Here is an 18968-nt window from a genome sequence, read left to right as displayed (position 1 = left end):
TCCAAGCCAGCGGTCGGAGCGCGAGTTAGCGCGACCGGAGCGGTTCATTGGCGGGGATGCGTTGCTTTTCCTCAAGCTTTCTGGTGCTCACTCCGCCAAAGAAACCGCCGCCGTCTTGACGCGACGACGGACGTTAATGGCCTTGGCGTCGAGGGTGTTCTTGAGATGCACGGCATAGTGCTTCTCGATCATTTCCACGCTGGTCCGGCAGTTCTTGGCGATCTGGTAGATGTCGGCGCCCTCGAGGAGGCGCAGGCAGATATAGGTGTGCCGCAGGCTGTAGGCGGAGCGCCTATTGCCCTCACGGTCGAATTTGAAGTCACAGTCCGCCAGCACCCGGTTGAATTGCTTCTTGTGGTCCTGCGGGAAGACCAGGTCGGTGGGTTTGGGGTTGTTACGCTTCACCAGCCGCTCAAACGGGTGCACGGCACCCGTGGTGCTCTTGCAGTAGCCGAAACCGCGCTTGCCGCGCACTTCGATCAGCAGGATGCGCTCGGCGCTGTCCTCGTCATTCTCGATCGTCACATCGCGGTATTCGAGCCGGTTGGCCTCATCGGGCCGGAGGCCGGTGTTGGCCATGAACAGGATGTAGTCGTGCATCTGCTCAAGGGGATACTCCCAAGGGAGGCCCTTGGCTGATTTAGTGCGTTCGCGGGTATAGGTGTAGAGCTTCTTGTACTCTTCAGGCGAGAACCAGGCCCTGTGGCTGACTTTACCGGAAGCTTTGTAGGGAGCGGAGAAGTCCGGAAGGTGGCTTATCCAACCATGGCGCAGGGCCGTTTTCATGACCTGTCGGAGCGTCACGGTTTCATGGTGGAGTGTGCTGCGTGTCGGCACCTTGCCGGTCTCGGGATGCGGCTGCAGCCGCATAACCCGAAACTCCTGAACCTTGCCTGCGGTCACCCCGCTAAGGCCCATCGCACCGAAAAAGGGCAGCAGATGGTTATCCAGCCGTGCTTCATGATCCTTGACGTATTTGGGATTGCGCTCGCCGTTGGTGAGCGGCACGTACTCCGTCACGAACTGCTTGGCAGCGTCGGCAAAGGTGCGCTCCATCTTCAGCTGGCCAGCGCGGCTCTTGCCGCGTAGCTCCAGATACCAATCCTCGGCAAACTCCTTGGCAAGGGCCAGACTGTCGGTCTTGGTGCTCACGCGCCACTCTCGGCCTTCGAGATAGGTGGAGCATTGCCATGAGGAACTGTTGATGCGGCGGTAGATTCGAACCTTGTCACCAAGAACGGAATGCGAGGTCATATTGCTCTCTCAAACTGTGCGAGACATGTGTGAGAGCGATTCTAGCCCCTTTCGGGGCCTATTCAATAGGTAACTATTTGAAAAGATTGGTGGGTGATGTAGGGCTCGAACCTACGACCCGCTGATTAAGAGTCAGCTGCTCTACCAACTGAGCTAATCACCCGTTCGCGCTTGGCTGCGCGGTGTGACGGGGCGTATAAACAGGATCGGCAGGGTTGTCCAGCACATCGGCCAATTTTCTTTGGTTAATCGCGAAGATTTTTCGGCATGGTTGAAATGCAGGGCATAAGCCCGGACATCGGAATCCATTTTCGGCAAGGATTATGCGCAGATTCAAAGCGATAGAGCGTCCTTAGCTATGGACGCGCGGCGCTTTAAAGAAATCAAAGGTCGAGCGTACCGCTGGCCAGTCGCACCGCCTGGCCGCCGATCCGCGCATTGGAGATCGCCCCGCCGTCGACATCGATATGCAGGTGGATGAAGGATGGCCGGCCCATCTCGACACCCTGCTCGATCATGATCGGGTGATGCCCGTCCGTCAGGCGGTCGAAATAGTGGATGGCGCCGGAGAGCGCCGCCGCCGCAGAGCCGGTGGCCGGGTCTTCGACGATCCCCATGCCGCTTGCGAACATGCGCGCATGGAACTTCGCCACGTGGTTGACGCCGCCGCGGCAATAGACATAGGCCGAGGCAAGCGCACCGTCGACAAAGGGAACGATCTTTTCCCAGAGTTGCGGATCGAATTCCACCCGCTGCGCGGCTCCGACATCGTGCACCGGAATGAGCAGGAACGGAACGCCGGCGCTCCAGACCGCCGGGACGTGATTTTCGAAGCCGATCTCGGTCACCTTCAACGACAGCGCATCGGCCATGCCGAGCTTGTCGAGCGGCATGATGGCCGGCTGCGATTTACGCGGGAGGTCGAATTCCGCAAAGCTCGCCTCGCCCTCCCTAAGCCGAACGGCGCAGCGCACCGGCCCGACATTTTCCTCAAGCACCGTAACGAGATCGAGCGTCGCAGCGCCATGCGCCCGCTCGGCCAGCGCCACCGCAGTGCCGACCGTCGGATGGCCGGCAAACGGCAGCTCGCGCCCCGGCGTGAAGATCCTGAGCCGCGCCGCATAGGCGGGATTGCTCGAAGGCTGCACGAACACCGTCTCTGAGAGATTGATCTCCCGGGTGATCGCCTGCATCGCCTCGTCGCTGAGATCGTCTCCGTCGAAGATCACCGCCAGCGGGTTGCCCGCAAGCTTTCGATCGGTGAACACGTCATAGACGCTGTAGCTTCGCGCCACATCGGCCTCCCTAAATCGGTCATCGCGCCGCCAACCTGCCCGACCAAACGGCCAAGTGCAAGGCGCTAAGTCCGGATGGGTGCAAGCAGCAAACGCTGAAGCGTATTCTTCGAGGCTACGGCCTTTGGCTTGGGTGCCTCAGGACGCGAGGCGTTGAAGGATGCAGCGCCGATAATGATGCGTGGTGAAAAATGCGGATCCCTCTCTCCAATCCCTCATGCCTCTGATGCGCCCGCCTTGCCGAAATACCAGCTGATCACCGGCAGCATCGAGATATTATAGGGATACGCCGAGGGGTCCGCCGAGCGGATCGCCACCGCACCGGCGATCTCCTTGTCCTCGGCGACCAGCATGTGGGCCTCGATCCGCTTCACTATCTCGTCCGCCGTCATCTCGAAGCGCAAAAGCCGCATGAGCGTTACCGTACGCCTGGAATAGCTGGCGTAGAGCCCCGGCCCTGCTGCCGCGTCGGCGAGGTCCAGGCCTGTCTCCTCGTGGACTTCGCGGCGCATATTGGCCTCGATGTCGCAGCGCCCGTCGACGATATCCTCCTGTTCCAGCGAGCCGGCGGCGAAATAGACCTGGCCGGGATTGGCCGTATGGGCGCCCATTCGGATCGCCACCAGCGCGCCGTCGGCGCTTTCGAGCACCGGATAGGCAAAGATATGCAGGCCACCCTGGCGCTGCGGCTGCCGGCGCCACCACATGAAAGCGGAAAAGGGAGTAACGTAGCCCTCGCCCGCAATCCCGTCTTCACTGAACGACAGCCGCTGCTGGAACACCAGGCGCCCATCGAACAGCGCCGGGTTGGCGGCGGTTTCTTTGGCCCAGTTCTCGCGGATCGCCGCTTCCTCGGCGAGGACGAAGGGATGGCTGCCAGGCAGGACGCGCAGATCAACGCCGGCGATCGGGAACACCGTCGCTTCCGGCGGCCAGCCGGCGAAATCATCGGAAAGATCGCTATTTGCAAATTTCATGTGCAAATTCGTTTTCATGTTCATTCTCTAGGGGAGATCCAGTGTCATGACGACGGGGCAGTGATCGGACGCTTTCGGCCGGTCCCAGCCGGTGCGAGGGTAACGTTCCACCTCCTGCCCCGGCGGGAAGATGGTGCGGTAGGGTTGGCCGCTGCGGACAATTTCCGGCAGGCGGCCGGCATTGTGGGCGGCGAGCTCCGGTGAAAGCCAGAGATAATCGAGCTGGCAGAGCCACTGCTCCTGCGGCCCGCGCGCGTGATAAAGCGTCCAACGGTCGAGGGGCTCGCGGCGGCGTACGACGTTTTCAGCAAAGCCGTCGCGACTGAAAACGTCAAGCGCACTTTCGGCCTCGTCCTGATGCTCAAAACGATAGCCGGCCCCGCGGCGGCCGATGACATCGACGCGCTCCTGATAATCGTTCATGTCGCCGCAGATGGCGAAGCTCTTCGCGCCTGCTTGATCCGCACCGAAGCGATCCTCGATGATGCGCCGCACGGCGCGCGCCTCGGCGCGGCGGATCGGCATCGTCGATTGCCGCCCGTCCAGCCCGTCGCGCGGATTGCCCATCGATTTGAAATGCACGACATAGAGCGAGAACGGCCGGCCGCCGATCAGGAGGTCGAGCTCCAGGCAGTCGCGTTTGAAGATCTTGTCATCGATGCGGTTGGTGAGCGCCAGTTCGTCGTCGAAGAGATCGAGATCGCGATAGGTCGTCATCGCATGACTGCGGATGTCCTTGACCTCGATCTTCTGGCCGTCGCGCGTTTCCTCGCGCATCAAGACGGCGACATCGATGCCGCGGCTGTCATTACCCTCCACCAGATATTTCTGCCGGTAGCCGTTTCCGACCATGCGGAAGAGATAACCGTATTCGAAGGCCTGAAGCGCGGCCATATTGTCGATTTCCTGCAGGCAGAGGATATCGGCATCCGCATCGGCGATCGCCAGCGCCGTCATCTGCCGGGTGTCGTCGGCGGCGGCGATCACCCGCGCTTGTTCGAGCTGCTGATAGACGCCTTCGCTCGACACGTCGAAAAGCTTGATGACGCGGTCTTGGCGCAGTTGGTTGCGAAAGCCGGTGAAATCGAAACGGGTCAGCAGATTTTCGACATTGAACGTGGCAAGGCGAAGCGACATGACAAGTATCCGGTTGCGGACAGTACCTTAACCGGCAATCGCCGCAGGAAAAGACGGCGGGCCCAAGAAAAATGCGGACAAATGCCCTCTGCGCCTAAATATGGCTGGGCGGGCTTGAGGTGGCGGAGTCGTGAGGTTGGCTCGGCGCACTGTTGGAACTGCTCGGCGAGCTCCCCATGCTCGAACTGCCATGTAATTCACTTGGCTTAAACGTTCGGGTTTTCCATTCGCCGTTCCGTTTCTGCCGCTCTAAAGATGGGCATCCTTGAAGCACGCTCGCGGCACTCAAAAGAACCGCCGAAAACACGAAAACGGATCGAATACGCCTTACTTGAATTGGCATGCGAATACGGTCCCTCAATAGACTGATTATCGCGCGGGTTTTGCTTGATCACTGCGCTCGCAATGACTTGGCCGTTTGCTTTAGATTTCGGCCGGCGGCGCCATCTGCAGCAGGCGGCCTTCGGACATGACGGCCACATCGGTCGCCAGCGCCATCGCCTCGCTCTGGTCGTGGCTAACGTAGATTATCGTCGCGCCCGAGCGCTGGTGGAACTCGCGGAAAGTCTCCTTGAGCTCCTGGTTCAGATACCGGTCGGAGCGGCGAAGAGACCGTTGATCATCCTCGCTTGGTAGCAATTGAAAGCGTAAGCTAACGCGAGTGCTTCACGCAGGCGTGAACGCCCTGCCATTGCCATCGGGCCGCCTTGCGGTACGTCAATCATTTTTCGATGAAGGAGAAGTTTCAATGGAATATCGTTCGCTCGGCCGTTCCGGCCTGAAGATCTCCACATTGACCATGGGCACGATGACCTTCGGCGGCGTCGGATGGGCAAAGACCGTCGGCGACCTCGGCGTCTCCGAGGCGCGCAGGATGATCGATATGTGCATCGATGCCGGCATCAACCTGATAGACACCGCCAACGCCTATTCCAACGGCGAATGCGAGAACATCATCGGCGATGTGCTCTCCGGCAAGCGGCCACAAGGCGTGCTGCTTGCCACCAAGGCCCGTTTCGGCATGGGTGACGGCCCGAACGACCAGGGCCTGTCGCGCTACCACCTGATCCGGGAATGCGAAGCGAGCCTCAAACGCCTGAAGACCGATGTCATCGACCTCTATCAGGTGCATGAATGGGACGGCCAGACGCCGCTCGAAGAGACGATGGAAGCCCTCGACACGCTGATCAAGCAGGGCAAGGTGCGTTACGTCGGCTGCTCGAATTATTCCGGCTGGCACATTATGAAGGCGCTTGGCATCGCCAATGAGCACCGCTACCAGCGCTTCGTCAGCCAGCAGATCCATTATACGCTGGAAGCCCGCGACGCCGAATACGAGCTGCTGCCGATTTCGATCGACCAGGGCCTCGGCGTGCTGGTCTGGAGCCCGCTTGCCGGTGGCCTACTTTCCGGCAAACACCGCCGCAACCAGGCCGCTCCCGAAGGCACGCGCCAATTCGCCGGCTGGACCGAACCGCCGATCCGCGACGAAAACCGCCTCTGGAACATCGTTGAGACGCTGGTGGCGATCGGGCAGCAGCGCGGCGTCTCGGCCGCCCAGGTGGCGCTCGCCTGGCTGATCGGCCGCAAGGCAGTGACCTCGGTCATCATCGGCGGCCGCACCGACGCTCAGTTCCGCGACAACATCGCCGCTGCGGAGCTGAAGCTTACGGACGAGGAGCGCAAGCGTCTCGACGCCGTCAGCCTGCCGCAGGTGATCTATCCCTATTGGCATCAGCTGAACACGGTGAGCGACAGGCTCGGTGAAGCCGATCTCGAGCTTTTCGGCCCGCATCTTCAGCGATAAGGCGATCATCACGGCGCCGTGGCCGACCGCGTCGGCTGCGGCAAGAGCGAGACGGCGAACCAAGGCCGAAAGAGCGTGGGAATGGGAGGATAAACTGCTTATCCCTTCCCTCCAAGAGAAGAAGGCGGAAGCACTTCCCTCTCCTCCCTCATTCCTGTGCTCGTAACAGGAATCCAGCGTGCCCAAGTCCTTGGGCGCGGGAGAGTCTTTCACGAACAAGAGTCATTCACGGCGCGGACGCGCCGTGGCTGGATTCCTGTGACGAGCACAGGAATGAGGGAGGTTGGGGATGTATCCCTCCCTAACCTACAACAATCACCCGCCGATCTCGGCCGAGATCAGCGCGCCCAACCGGCCAATACCGTCCTCGATCATCTGCTCGTTGGCGCAGGAGAAGCTGACGCGGAAGGTGTTGGCGCCGGAGCCGTCGGCGAAGAAGGCCTTGCCGGGCACGAAGGCGACCTTGGCGGTTTCGAGCGATTTCGCCAACAACTTGGCGCCGTCCATGCCTTCCGGCAGTGTGATCCAGATGAACATGCCGCCTTCCGGCTTCGTCCAGCCCGTTCCCTTGGGCATATATTTCTCGAGCGCCGCCAGCATGCAGTCGCGGCGACGGCTGTAGGTGGCCTTGATCTTGGCGACCTGGAAATCGAAGCCGAGCTCGGCGACATCTGATATCGCCATCTGATTGATCGTCGAAGAGTGCAGGTCGGCCGCCTGCTTCATCAGCACCAGCTTGCGGATGACGGGGGCATTTGCGACGACGAAGCCGACGCGGAGGCCGGGCGCCAGGGTCTTCGAGAAGCTGCCGCAATAGATCGTGCGCGTATCGTTGATGTGGCCCTTCTCGGCAATCTCCAGCGCCAGGATCGGTGGGATCGGATCGCCGTCGTAACGCAGCGACTGATAGGCCGCATCCTCGATGAGGGCGATGTCGAGTTCTTCGGCCAGCGCCAGCACGTTCTTGCGACCGTCGAGATCGACCGTTTCGCCGGTCGGATTGGAGAAGTCGGCGGAGAGATAGGCGAACTTCACCTTGCCGCCGGCGGCTGTTGCCGCCGCACGGTAGGAGTCGGGCGTTCGGTTGCCATTCGGCGTCAGCTGGTCGTAGGCCGGCTCATAGGCGTTGAAGGCCTGCAGCGCGCCGAGATAGGTCGGCCATGTCACGAGCGCGGTATCGTTCGGCGACAAGAAGAGCTTGCCGAGATAATCGAGGCCCTGCTGCGAGCCGGATACGATGAAGACATTGTCGAGTTCACAAGGGATGCCGAGATCCGTCATCTGCCGGACCAGCCATTCGCGCAGCGGCTTGTAGCCTTCGCTGACCGAATATTGCAGCGCCGAATTGACGGCAGGACCGGCAAAAATATCGGCATAGGCCTGCTTGAACTCCTGATCGGGAAACAGCGCCGGATCCGGAATGCCGCCGGCAAAGGAGATGATGTCAGGTCGGTCGAGAAGCTTCAAAAGCTCGCGGATCTCGGATGCGCGCATGCGCGACGCGCGCGACGCAAACATGTTGTCCCAGTTCAGCATGGGGTTTTCCTCCTATTTTCTATATCGCCGACAAACCATGCGGCGGAAATTATGTCAATAATACTGACCTATCTTCTTGTCATGGTGACATGTTGGAAATCTTATATTCCAAAGCTTTGGATGTCGGGATTTCAGCTGATGTAGACGCCATCCGGTATCGAAGGCGCTCGATCGCGCATTTGCTGCTCGACGTCAGCCACATCAAGCGACTATTCCTCTGATCAAAGCCGAAACCGGCTGATTCAGACCTTTCCAAGACCAGCTTGGCGGCGGTAGTGTCGCCGCCACTATCCAATTTACTATCAAGGTGCCAGCAATGACCGTGACGTCGGCCTCTCCCGAAATCAAAATAGAACTCCACAAATCTCCCGTCTCGGACGCCGATCGCATCCAGGCGCTGGAGACGCCCGGCTTCGGCAAGGTCTTCACGGATCATATGGTCCTTGCACGATGGACTGCCGACGAGGGCTGGCACGATGCGAAGGTTACGCCCAGGCGGCCGCTGGAGCTCGATCCTGCGAGCGCCGTACTGCACTACGCTCAGGAAATCTTTGAGGGCATGAAAGCCTACAAGGCGGACGATGGCCGAATTCTGCTCTTTCGGCCTGAAGAGAACGCACGCCGCTTCGCGCAGTCGGCGACCCGTATGGCGATGCCTCCAGTGCCCGAAGAACTTTTCCTGAAGGCGGTCGAAGAACTGGTCCGCGTTGACAAGGCCTGGATTCCGTCCGGCGACGCCAGCCTGTACCTTCGCCCTTTCATGTTTGCCAACGAGGCGTTTCTCGGCGTTCGTCCGGCTCTGGAATATATCTTCTGCATCATCGCCTCTCCGGTCGGCGCCTACTTCAAGGGCGGCGCGAAGGCCGTCTCCCTTTGGGTCGAGACCGAATACACCCGTGCAGCCAGCGGCGGCACAGGTGCTGCAAAATGCGGCGGAAACTACGCAGCCAGCCTCGTGGCGCAAGCCGAGGCGTCGAAGAAGGGCTGCGATCAGGTGGTCTTCCTGGACGCCGCAGAGCATCGCTGGGTTGAAGAGCTCGGCGGCATGAACGTCTTCTTCGTGATGAACGATGGATCAGTGGTGACCCCACCCCTTGGCGGCACGATCCTGCCGGGCATCACCCGGGCTTCCGTGATCGTGCTCGCCAAAGAAAGGGGCTTGCGCGTCGAGCAGCGCTCCTACTCGTTCGCGGAATGGCAAGACGACGCTGCCAGCGGCAGGCTCGTCGAAGCGTTTGCTTGCGGCACTGCCGCAGTCCTGGCGGGCATCGGCCTGGTTCGACATGCTGGCGGTGAGTTTCTGGTCGGGGACGGACAGACCGGCAAGCTGACCGGCGAACTGCGCCAGCAGCTCGTCAGTCTGCAGAAGGGCGTAACGAACGATGAGCACGGCTGGACGCGCCTCATCCCGACCTGAATTTCGGACGTTCCACGGGAGCGGCGGCGTCAACACCGACGGGGTGGGCGCCGCTCTCCGTCGCCGGCAAAGGCGTCGGGCTAGAGATATATTCTGTCCTCGCCGGAGCGATCAATACGATCGTGCAGCTCGAACGTTCCAAATGGCTGGTACGCGAAAAAGATGAGGAAGCCGTCGACAGCTTTATCGCTCATACCGCGAAATGCATGGTGGTGCGCCTCGACAAGACACTTGCTCGCCGTGCCGCAGGGATATCGGCAGCCCTCAAACTCGTCACCGCGATGCGATCGTTTACACGACGGTCAAGCGCCAGGTTGCGGATATCCTGACCTGCGACGCCATTTGGAAGATCTCGACCGCTTCGCCTACAGCGATAAAAAAGACTGACCTTGATGTGACCCAAGTGTTGGACGGCGGCGCCCAACACTTCTATCATAATGTGGGAAATGGTAATCTGGCATCGGGGACGCCGAAACCGGGATCTACGGACGGCACTGAATTCAATGGCGAAAATGACGATCTCCCTTCCGGATAATCTGGCGGACTACGTCGCACGCCGTGTTGCAAGCGGCAGATATAGCAGTCCCGGCGCATATTTGGCGGAACTCGTCCTGAAGGATCAGAACCACCGCAAGCTCGATGACGAAGAAGTGCGCGAGATTCTGAGGCTGGCTGAGGAGAGCGGCATCAGCGACCGGCGCATTGCCGACATTCTGCTGGAAACGAAGGCGAAGCTGCGTGACCACCTATAGGCTGACCCGAACCGCAGACGCCGTGTTGTCAGGCATCGACGAATATGCCAGCCTGCATTTCGGCGAGGCGCAGGCAGATGCCTATCTTCTCGATTGGGACAGGATTTTCGTGCTTCTTTCGCGCGTGCCCTCCATGGGAGATGAGTGCGACGAACTCGGCTCCGGCCTCCGCCGCCTCCTCCACATGCGCCACGTCGCCTTCTACCGCGAAATACCGGACGGCATCCTCGTCATCGACATCATCGGCGCCGACCGGCTTCCCGAGAGACACCTTCAATCCAACCGACGCTCCCCAACGGCCGACCCGCATGCCTCGTGACACGACCTCCGCCTTTTACGAAGAAAACGCCGAGACATACGCCAACCGGGCGCGCAGCCTGCCGAAGCAGCAGCTCGATGCCTTCCTCGCGCGTATCGCACCCGGTGGCGCAATCCTCGAACTCGGCTGCGGCGGCGGCCAGGACAGCGCCTACATGCTGTCGCAGGGTTTCGATGCGACACCGACGGATGGCTCCGCCGAGCTTGCCAGACAGGCGGAAGCGCTGATCGGTAGGCCGGTCAAGGTCATGCTGTTCCAGGAGCTCGACGCCGATAGCGCCTTCGACGGCGTCTGGGCGCATGCAAGCCTTCTCCATGTCCCAAGGGCCGAGCTGCCGGATGTCTTCGCCCGCATCCGCCGGGCGCTGAAAATCGGCGGCTCCCTCCACGCAAGCTTTAAGGCAGGAGAAGCGGAGGGCTATGACGGATTCGGGCGTTACTACAACTATCCCTCTGCCGATTGGCTGTCGGCGCTACTGACGGAGGACGGCTGGCGCCACCTCGCCATCGCCGAACACGACGGCGGCGGCTATGACGGCAAACCGACGCGCTGGCTGACGGTCAATGCGCAACGATAAAGGCCGGAGCTTTCACCCCGGCCTTCTATTCCTACTATCCAAAACCGCTTAGTTCACGCTCTTGTCGACCAGCTTGTTCTTGCCGATCCAGGGCATCATACCGCGCAGCTTGGCGCCGACTTCCTCGATCTGGTGGCTGTCGTTCAACCGGCGGATGCCCTTGAAGCGCGAGCCGCCGGCGCGGTATTCTTGCATCCAATCGGAAGTGAACTTGCCGGTCTGGATGTCCTTCAGCACGCGCTTCATCTCGGCCTTGGTCTCGGCGGTGATGATACGCGGACCGGAGACATATTCGCCCCATTCGGCCGTGTTCGAGATCGAATAGTTCATGTTGGCGATGCCGCCTTCATAGATCAGGTCGACGATCAGCTTCACTTCGTGCAGGCACTCGAAGTAGGCCATCTCAGGCGCGTAACCGGCTTCGGTGAGCGTTTCGAAACCAGCGCGGATGAGCTCGACGAGACCGCCGCAGAGAACGACCTGTTCGCCGAAAAGGTCGGTTTCGCACTCTTCGCGGAAATTGGTTTCGATGATGCCCGAGCGGCCGCCGCCAACGCCGCAGGCGTAGGAGAGCGCGAGTTCAAGCGCGTTGCCGGACGCGTTCTGGTGAACGGCAACGAGGCAGGGAACGCCGCCGCCCTTCTGGTATTCGCCGCGAACCGTGTGGCCGGGGCCTTTCGGCGCGATCATGACGACGTCGACCGAAGCCTTCGGCTCGATCAGGCCGAAGTGAACGTTGAGGCCGTGAGCAAAGGCGATCGCAGCGCCGTCGCAGATATTCGGAGCGATGTCGGCCTTGTAGATATCGGCCTGCAGTTCATCGGGGGTCGCCATCATCATCAGGTCGGCCCAGCCGGCGGCTTCGGCTACCGTCATGACCTTGAAGCCGTCGGCCTCGGCCTTCTTAACGGTCGGCGAACCGGCCTTAAGCGCGATGACCAGGTTCTGGGCGCCGCTGTCCTTGAGGTTCAGCGCATGGGCACGGCCCTGCGAACCGTAACCGATGACGGCGACCTTCTTGGCCTTGATGAGGTTGAGATCGGCATCACGATCGTAATAGACGCGCATTTGAAGTTCCTTCCCTTGTGCTTGTCTTGTTGACTGTCATTAAAGCGAAATCAGCCGAGAACCGGCATCTCCGCCAGAACCTTTTCCGTGCCGTGGAGTCTGAGGAAGGCGGTGACCGCCCTCTCCGCCTGGCGTGCGGTATCCTTGAGGCCGGGTTCACCGAGCAGCATGCGCACATGCAGGTCGGAAACGACAAGGCCGTAAAGTGTGTGATAAGCCTCGTCGGCATCGGAAAAACGCAGCAGGCCTGCCCTCTTTCCGGCGTCGATCAGCGCCATGGCGCGGCGGTCGATCTGGCGCCGGCCGCGCTCGAGCAGCAGCCTGCCGAGCTTTGAGCCATCGCGGTTCGACTGGCCGATCGCCAGCCGGTTCAGCGCCAGCGAGACGTCGCCGGCAAGCACCTCCAAGAGGTCGCGCGCGAAAATCACGACATGGTCGTGCAGGCTCGCCGCCGTCAGCCGCTCACCGTTGCGTTCGAAGGTGCGCACCTTGCTCGCCTGATAGGCAATCATCGCCGACAGCAACCCATCGCGATCGCCGAACCACTTGTAGAGGCTTTCCTTCGAGCAATTGGCGGCACGTGCGACACCAGAAGTCGTCAGCGCCTTCTCGCCGCCATCGACGAGCAGCCGCAGTGCCTGCTCCAGAACGGCGTTCTGGCGCGGCGAAAATTCGCTCGGCTCTGCGGTATCGACGGACACGGTCACGGCTCCCATATACGTACCGTACGGTACGGTTCGTGAGCTTTATGCGACAAACCGATCGGGCCGTCAAGAAGCCCGGATATCTTTTTAATACGTGAAACCCCGATGAAGCACCAGAATTGGATAGGCGCGAATCCTCAGCGATCGGATAATGTCGATCTACCCATTTGCCCGGAGGCTTCGATGTCACGCCTGTCTGCAGCTGTTTTCTTGCTCGGAGCAATTTTCCTTGGCTCCGGCGCTTTCGCGCAATCCGACAGCGACGTCTATAACCGCATCGAAGAACTGCACGGCGATGCCGCAGGATTCGACCGGCCGCTGCGCCAACTCGTTCAAGCCATGCGCGCGGGCGACGCCGAAACCATCGCCGGCCTTGCCGAATACCCGCTGACGGTCAAGGCCAATGGCGAGAGCTATGACGTCGCGAGCGCCGAGGATTTCGTCGACAATTTTGACGATCTGGTGACACCGGAAACGCGCAGCGGCCGTCGGGCGCCAGCAATATCAGGATCTCTTCGTCAACAGCGACGGCGTCATGCTCGCGGACGGCGCGATCTGGATGGGGGCGATTTGCGAGGACAATGGCTGTAAGGCAAGTCATTGGGCGATCATCGCGGTCAACAATTGAAATCCAGCAACAAGGAAGACCCATGAAATACCGGATAGCCACCGCGGTGATGACCGCAACCCTTGTGGTCGCAACCAGCGCGTCGGCCGCCGAGAACCGTTGCGGCTGGATCGAGAACCCGACGCCCGCCAACTGGTGGCTACAGGATGCCGACAACACCTGGACGATCATGACCCAGGGTGACGATGCCGGCGAGGTGGAAGGCATGGAGCTGATCTCAGACCTCTCCGAACATGATTATGTCAAAACCAACGGCAATTACGGCTATGCCTGCGCCTGCATGAGCGTCGAAACTGATGGCAAGGACCGCATCACGAAAATCCTCTCCTTCCGCCAGCTGAAGCTCGCCAGATGCCGTGCCGACAAGGCGCTGAAACTCCCCGGCTGACCGCTCTAAGACGCCCTCGCGCAACCGGCGGGGATCGAGAGAGGTTCTGCCGGCGTCGCCTTGTCGATCGCGTAGAGCTTTGCGAAACCTGCATCTTCGATCAGCCTCACGCCCGCCGGCATGACGGCGCCGACATAGCGGTCGGGAATATCGGCATTGGCGACGAGGATGAAATCGAAACGTCTGCGCCAATCCGACAGATAGGGCGTAAAATCTCTATATTCCTGCATCATTGCCGGGCATGAAAGCACGCCGATCGACAATAGATTGCCCTCGGGAACCGCGATCTCCGACCATGGCGGCAGAACGGCTAGCGGCTGCTTGCCTTTGGCGGTGAAGAGCGTCGGTACGAAAGCATGCGATAAGGGTACGGCGAGCGTCGGCAGGTGTCTGAACGTATCCAGCCCCCATGAAAAATGCCGGTTGGAGTGGGCAAGGCCACCCAATGCCTCGGGTTCATGCCCCAGAGGCAGCACAGCCGCACCGGCCGGCACCTTTTTCAGCACAGTCTCGACGGCAGCGACGTCCTGCTGTGCCAGCCACCAGTTCCAGCCGATCCAGCCGGTCCGGCCGAAGACCGCAAGATTGATGACGAGCGCCAGCAACAGCGCCTGCCGGCGCGTGAGATGAGCAAACGGGCACATCATTGCCATGGCAACGAGCGCCGCCATGATCGGAAAGCGCCAACTGATCCATCCGGTGCCGAGCATGTGGCGAGGTGCAATACACGAGAGCATCAGCAGGCCGCAGGTGGCGACGGCAAGCCCCGCATGCACGCGGATGTCGCCCGCGCGTGCAGCACGCGTGCAGATCAGGATCAGTGGCAGCACCAACACGACATCCACCACCGGGACATAGGTCGTGATGGCGGAGAGCAGATTGAGGGCAATCAGGACGATGCCGTCATTCCAGACAAGGCCAAGGCCGTCGCCACCGGCATTCGGCAGAGCCGCCGTATGGATATAGAGCGCGAGCGGCGGCAGGATACAGGCTCCAAGCGCCAGCGCCAGCCGGCCGGCGAGCCTGAGAAGACCGGACTTCGATCGCAATATATCGACGCGCCAGGAAAATTCGAGGCCGCAGACGATCGCCATATAGAAGCCGAGCGAGAAGAGATGCATTACCGTCAGCAGCAATGCGGCGGCGAGCCGCCAGGCAAACTGCAGGGCGGGATTCCTGCCCTGCAGCCGCAGGTCGATGCAGGCGAAGACGAGCGCCATGCCGAGGCCGATCTGGAAGTTGATAAAACCGCCGATCATGGTCGCGCACCATCCGAGCGACAGAATGGCGGTCTGCCAGTGGTGCCGGCCGCCGAAAAGCGCGCGGTGCAGGGCAATCGCCCCAAGCGGCGGCAGCACGATCGCCAGGAAAAGCAAAGCGCGCGCTAATCGGTCGGCGCCGACAAACGGCCCCAGCCAGGTGGCGATAACGTCGATCCCGACATTGGTGAATGTGCGGTTCCAATCGACCGCGTAGATCTCAGGAAACGGCTGTTCGCCGATTCCGCCCGAAAGCAGCCAGATACGGGCGTAATGATTGGCGTAATCGAGAACCGGCGGGAAGGGAAAGAGCAGGACCAGGGCCGCAGCGAGCCCGACGAAAACGACGATCGCAGCAGTGGAATCTTGCCGGGCAGTCGTTTCCTTGGACCCGGCTGCAACCACGGCAGGCGCGGCGATCCGGTCCATCAGCCGATCCGACCGCTCTTTTGCGACCGCGACGGCTCACCGGGTGCAAAGGCTGCGTCCAGTGCGGCGCGCTTGTCGCCGGCGCCCATCTCCGAGAAAGTCGTGGGCAGTTCGGCCGGTTCGCCGCCGCGCAGGATTGTCTCGATCATGAACATCGGCCGCTTCTTGCTCTCCTGCACGAGACGGCCGAGATACTCGCCGATGATGCCGATGCAGATCAGCTGGATGGCGCTGAAGGCACTGACGGTTGCCATGATCGACGACCAGCCGGTGACGGTTTCGCCTTGCAGCCAGCGAACGAAGGTGTAGACCAGCAGCGCCATCGCGACGCCGGCACTGACCATGCCGAGCCATGTGGCTATACGCAGCGGCGTCGTTGAAAAGCTGGTAATCGCATCGAGCGCAAAATTGATCATCTTGCGCAGCGGATATTTCGTCGCGCCGGCAAAACGGGCATCCCTCTCGTAGGGGAGAGCCACCTGCCTGCCGCCGATCCAGCTGACCATGCCGCGGATAAAGCGATCACGCTCCGGCATCGCCAGTAAAATATCGACGACGCGCCGGCGCATCAGCCGAAAGTCGCCGGTATCGCGCGGGATGGTTACGGAAGCAAGCTTGGAGAGGGCGCGATAGAAAAGCGAAGCGGACGCGAGTTTGAACCAGGTTTCGCCCTCGCGTCGCGTGCGCTGACCGTAGACGACGTCGGCGCCGCGCTCCATGATCGGCATCATCATCAAGAGAAGCTCGGGCGGGTCCTGAAGATCGGCATCGATCAGCAGCACGCGCTCGCCCCGCGACGCCGAAAGCCCTGCCGTCGCCGCCAGCTGATGGCCGTGATTGCGCAGCAGACGAACGCCGAGCACCTGCGGCATTTTTGCCGCCAGATCCGAAATGATCTCCCAGGTGCGATCAGAGGAGCCGTCATCGACGAGAATGAGTTCGAAGGCATCGCCGGCGACGCTCTGAGCAGCAGCGGCGGAGCGGCGGCAGAACTCGCGCAGGCCCTCTTCCTCGTTATGACAAGGCGCGATGATGGAAAGAAGTGGTACTTGCGTCATGCGGACAGCGGTGCCTGCTTGATATTCGGCGCCAGACTAGCCACGAAACGTCAAACATCCTTTAATGCCGCGGCGTGCCTTGGTGCGTCGCGCGCTATTCCGCTGCCATGACCTCGCGCGCGCCGTCGACATCGCGGGCCGGCGAGGCGCCGTAGAGGCGCCCGTATTCGCGAGTGAACTGCGACGGACTTTGATAGCCGACGCGGTGGCCCGCCGTGCCGGCATCGAGACGCTCGACGAACATCAGGCGGCGTGCCTCATGCAAGCGAAGCTGCTTCTGATACTGCACCGGCGTCATTGCCGTGACCGACTTGAAATGGTGATGGAAGGACGAGACGCTCATGTTGACACGGTCGGCAAGGTCCTCGATGCGCAGCGGCCGGGCGAAATTCTCCTTCAGCCAGGCGACGGCGCGCGCGATCCTGTTGCTGTGGCTGTCAGCCGTGGCGATGTTGATCAGCCGGGCGCCGTGCGGCCCGGTCAGCACCCGGTAGAGGATTTCCTGCTCGATCAGTGGCGCCATGGCGGGAATGTCGCCTGGACGATCGAGCAAGCGCAGCAGGCGGACCGCGGCATCCATAAGCTCCGGCGGCGCAACGTTCACCACCATCCCGCGCTGTCCGTCGGTATGGACGGCCGGGGGCGGAATATCGATGCGGCTGAGTAACTCCAGCAACTTTTCGGAATCGATCGCCAGCCCCAGGCAGAGATGCGGAACCTCGGGGCTTGCCTCCGTCACCCGCCAGGCGACCGGCAAGTCTAGCGAGGTCAGCAGATAGTCTCCAGTTCCATAGCTGATAACTTCCGTGCCAAGCTGCAGGCTTTTCGCCCCCTGCAGCACGAAGGCGAAACAGGGCCGGTAGCTGCCGTGCAGCGGATCGCTGGGCTTGGACCGGCGGCTGACGTGAAGATTGCCGATCTCTGTCGAGAACTCACCGTCGCCAGGCGCGAACCGCATCGCGATGTCGACAATTTCCTGATAGGGGCTGAAAGGCAAAGTCATGCGGCAACTCTTTCTGTCGGCTGTCTGACTGTCAGTTGTCTGGCGCGGGCGATACCGCCCTCATCTAGAGTGCCTTTGGCATTTCGCAAACAGGCGGGCGCCTCACTTTTGCAGGATCGTGCAAGAAGCTGAGAGGATCACTCTAACGCCCTTGGCCAGTTCCGGGCAATAGTCCGCCATCCCGCTCAACCCCTCCCAACCCCAAAGGAAGCTTCAGATGGCTATCGCAAAAGGCTATGCCGCAACCGACGCGTCGCAACCGTTGACCCCGTTTACCTTCGAACGCCGCGAGCCGAACGCCGATGACGTCGTCATCGACATCAAGTTTGCCGGCATCTGCCATTCGGACATCCACACCGTCCGCAACGAATGGAAGAACGCCGTCTACCCGATCGTGCCAGGCCACGAGATCGCCGGCATCGTCACGGCCGTCGGTTCCGCCGTGACCAAATTCAAGGTCGGCGACCGCGTCGGCGTCGGCTGCTTCGTCGATTCCTGCGTCGGCTGCGCCGAGCGCGATCTCGATCGGGAGCAGTATATGCCGGGTCTCAGCGGTACCTATAATGATTTCGAAGCCGATGGGAAGACGCGGACGCAGGGCGGCTATTCCGACTCGATCGTCGTGAAGGAAGGCTACGTCATGTCCATTCCGGACAACCTTCCGCTCGACGCCTCGGCGCCGCTGCTCTGCGCCGGTATCACGCTCTATTCGCCGCTGCGCCACTGGAATGCCGGCCCCGGCAAGAAGATCGCGATTGTCGGCATGGGTGGCCTCGGCCATATGGGCGTCAAGCTCGGTTCCGCCATGGGCGCCGACATCACCGTTCTCTCCCAGAGCCTTTCCAAGAAGGAAGACGGTCTGAAGCTCGGCGCCAAGGAATACTACGCCACCAACGACCCGGAAACCTTCACGAAGCTCGCCGGCGCCTTCGACCTTATCATCTGCACGGTCAGCGCCGAGATCGACTGGAACGCCTATCTCGGCCTCGTGAAAGTGGATGGCGCCTTCGTGGTGGTCGGCGTTCCCGAAAACCCGATCCCGGTCCACGCCTTCTCGCTGGTCCCAGGCCGCAAGAGCATTTCCGGCTCAATGATCGGCTCGATCAAGGAAACCCAGGAAATGCTGGACTTCTGCGGCAAGCACAACATCGTCTCCGAGATCGAGAAGATCAACATCCAGCAGGTCAACGAAGCCTATGAACGCGTCCTGAAAAGCGACGTCCGCTATCGCTTCGTCATCGATATCGCCTCGCTGGCGGCTTGAGGAATGCGAGGCGGCTCCTTCGGGGGCCGCCTTTTTTTTGCAACGGCACCCACCATCCGTCCTCGTGCTGAGGTGCGTAGCCCTTAGGGCGAAGCC

General features: G+C 61.2%; 17 protein-coding genes, 1 tRNA gene and 2 pseudogenes. 8 read left to right on the top strand and 12 right to left on the bottom strand.

Annotation, left to right across the window (positions count from 1 at the left end; translation table 11 throughout):
* Window positions 1-87 precede the first annotated feature (87 nt).
* From RCCGE510_RS12195 to RCCGE510_RS12170, 6 genes and pseudogenes are all read right to left on the bottom strand, one after another.
* Window positions 88-1254, bottom strand: coding sequence for a hypothetical protein (locus tag RCCGE510_RS12195; RefSeq protein WP_007630323.1), 1167 nt, complete (start codon window positions 1252-1254; stop codon window positions 88-90).
* A gap of 87 nt (window positions 1255-1341) precedes the next feature.
* Window positions 1342-1417, bottom strand: a tRNA-Lys gene (locus RCCGE510_RS12190).
* A 220-nt stretch (window positions 1418-1637) separates the two neighbouring features.
* A complete protein-coding gene (locus RCCGE510_RS12185; RefSeq protein ID WP_007630322.1) occupies window positions 1638-2549 on the bottom strand; it encodes a PhzF family phenazine biosynthesis protein in 912 nt (303 codons plus the stop codon).
* 215 nt (window positions 2550-2764) lie between these two features.
* Window positions 2765-3544: a hypothetical protein gene (locus tag RCCGE510_RS12180; RefSeq protein ID WP_007630321.1), complete on the bottom strand. Its 780-nt coding sequence runs from the start codon at window positions 3542-3544 to the stop codon at window positions 2765-2767.
* A gap of 9 nt (window positions 3545-3553) precedes the next feature.
* Window positions 3554-4663: an endonuclease/exonuclease/phosphatase family protein gene (locus tag RCCGE510_RS12175; protein WP_007630320.1), complete on the bottom strand. Its 1110-nt coding sequence runs from the start codon at window positions 4661-4663 to the stop codon at window positions 3554-3556.
* Window positions 4664-5089: 426 nt separating this feature from the next.
* Window positions 5090-5260, bottom strand: a pseudogene (locus RCCGE510_RS12170) (ABC transporter ATP-binding protein); the annotation flags it as partial.
* Window positions 5261-5411: 151 nt separating this feature from the next.
* Here RCCGE510_RS12170 and RCCGE510_RS12165 point away from each other — a divergent pair.
* Complete coding sequence (locus tag RCCGE510_RS12165) at window positions 5412-6470, top strand: aldo/keto reductase (protein ID WP_007630315.1); 1059 nt, start codon at window positions 5412-5414, stop codon at window positions 6468-6470.
* A gap of 315 nt (window positions 6471-6785) precedes the next feature.
* Here the strand turns inward: RCCGE510_RS12165 and RCCGE510_RS12160 are convergent, their stop codons facing one another.
* The gene (locus RCCGE510_RS12160) at window positions 6786-8006 is read right to left on the bottom strand and encodes a PLP-dependent aminotransferase family protein (protein WP_007630313.1); all 1221 of its coding nucleotides are present in this window, start codon (window positions 8004-8006) and stop codon (window positions 6786-6788) included.
* A gap of 316 nt (window positions 8007-8322) precedes the next feature.
* Between RCCGE510_RS12160 and RCCGE510_RS12155 the strand changes: the two genes are divergently transcribed.
* The 4 genes from RCCGE510_RS12155 (at window position 8323) to RCCGE510_RS12140 (ending at window position 11071) form a co-directional block, all read left to right on the top strand.
* On the top strand, window positions 8323-9423 hold the full coding sequence (locus tag RCCGE510_RS12155) for a branched-chain amino acid aminotransferase (RefSeq protein ID WP_007630308.1): 1101 nt from the start codon (window positions 8323-8325) through the stop codon (window positions 9421-9423).
* A 503-nt stretch (window positions 9424-9926) separates the two neighbouring features.
* Complete coding sequence (locus RCCGE510_RS12150; protein WP_037078446.1) at window positions 9927-10175, top strand: transcriptional regulator; 249 nt, start codon at window positions 9927-9929, stop codon at window positions 10173-10175.
* Complete coding sequence (locus RCCGE510_RS12145; RefSeq protein WP_007630305.1) at window positions 10162-10494, top strand: type II toxin-antitoxin system RelE/ParE family toxin; 333 nt, start codon at window positions 10162-10164, stop codon at window positions 10492-10494. Before RCCGE510_RS12150 ends, RCCGE510_RS12145 begins: the two co-directional genes overlap by 14 nt.
* Window positions 10484-11071, top strand: coding sequence for a class I SAM-dependent methyltransferase (locus RCCGE510_RS12140; RefSeq protein ID WP_007630304.1), 588 nt, complete (start codon window positions 10484-10486; stop codon window positions 11069-11071). The genes RCCGE510_RS12145 and RCCGE510_RS12140 overlap by 11 nt, the downstream gene beginning before the upstream one ends.
* A gap of 48 nt (window positions 11072-11119) precedes the next feature.
* Here RCCGE510_RS12140 and ilvC read toward each other — a convergent pair whose 3' ends face one another.
* Window positions 11120-12139, bottom strand: coding sequence for a ketol-acid reductoisomerase (gene ilvC, locus RCCGE510_RS12135; RefSeq protein WP_007630301.1), 1020 nt, complete (start codon window positions 12137-12139; stop codon window positions 11120-11122).
* A 50-nt stretch (window positions 12140-12189) separates the two neighbouring features.
* On the bottom strand, window positions 12190-12855 hold the full coding sequence (locus tag RCCGE510_RS12130; RefSeq protein ID WP_007630300.1) for a TetR/AcrR family transcriptional regulator: 666 nt from the start codon (window positions 12853-12855) through the stop codon (window positions 12190-12192).
* A gap of 171 nt (window positions 12856-13026) precedes the next feature.
* Between RCCGE510_RS12130 and RCCGE510_RS12125 the strand changes: the two are divergent.
* Window positions 13027-13471, top strand: a pseudogene (locus tag RCCGE510_RS12125) (hypothetical protein).
* Between the two features lie 22 nt (window positions 13472-13493).
* On the top strand, window positions 13494-13859 hold the full coding sequence (locus tag RCCGE510_RS12120) for a DUF4087 domain-containing protein (protein WP_007630293.1): 366 nt from the start codon (window positions 13494-13496) through the stop codon (window positions 13857-13859).
* Window positions 13860-13864: 5 nt separating this feature from the next.
* Here the strand turns inward: RCCGE510_RS12120 and RCCGE510_RS12115 are convergent, their stop codons facing one another.
* The 3 genes from RCCGE510_RS12115 to RCCGE510_RS12105 form a co-directional block, all read right to left on the bottom strand.
* Window positions 13865-15547: a hypothetical protein gene (locus RCCGE510_RS12115; RefSeq protein WP_007630291.1), complete on the bottom strand. Its 1683-nt coding sequence runs from the start codon at window positions 15545-15547 to the stop codon at window positions 13865-13867.
* Window positions 15547-16605, bottom strand: a complete 1059-nt coding sequence (locus RCCGE510_RS12110) for a glycosyltransferase family 2 protein (protein ID WP_007630290.1) — start codon at window positions 16603-16605, stop codon at window positions 15547-15549. The genes RCCGE510_RS12115 and RCCGE510_RS12110 overlap by 1 nt, the downstream gene beginning before the upstream one ends.
* 94 nt (window positions 16606-16699) lie before the next feature.
* On the bottom strand, window positions 16700-17608 hold the full coding sequence (locus tag RCCGE510_RS12105) for an AraC family transcriptional regulator (RefSeq protein ID WP_007630284.1): 909 nt from the start codon (window positions 17606-17608) through the stop codon (window positions 16700-16702).
* 217 nt (window positions 17609-17825) lie between these two features.
* Between RCCGE510_RS12105 and RCCGE510_RS12100 the strand changes: the two genes are divergently transcribed.
* On the top strand, window positions 17826-18872 hold the full coding sequence (locus RCCGE510_RS12100; protein WP_007630282.1) for an NAD(P)-dependent alcohol dehydrogenase: 1047 nt from the start codon (window positions 17826-17828) through the stop codon (window positions 18870-18872).
* Window positions 18873-18968: the final 96 nt, after the last annotated feature.

Origin of the sequence: Rhizobium sp. CCGE 510, from assembly GCF_000292525.1 — a bacterium.
Classification (GTDB): Bacteria; Pseudomonadota; Alphaproteobacteria; order Rhizobiales; family Rhizobiaceae; genus Rhizobium.
Note: the sequence above shows the minus strand (reverse complement) of the source record. Positions and strands in the feature narration are given on the sequence as shown.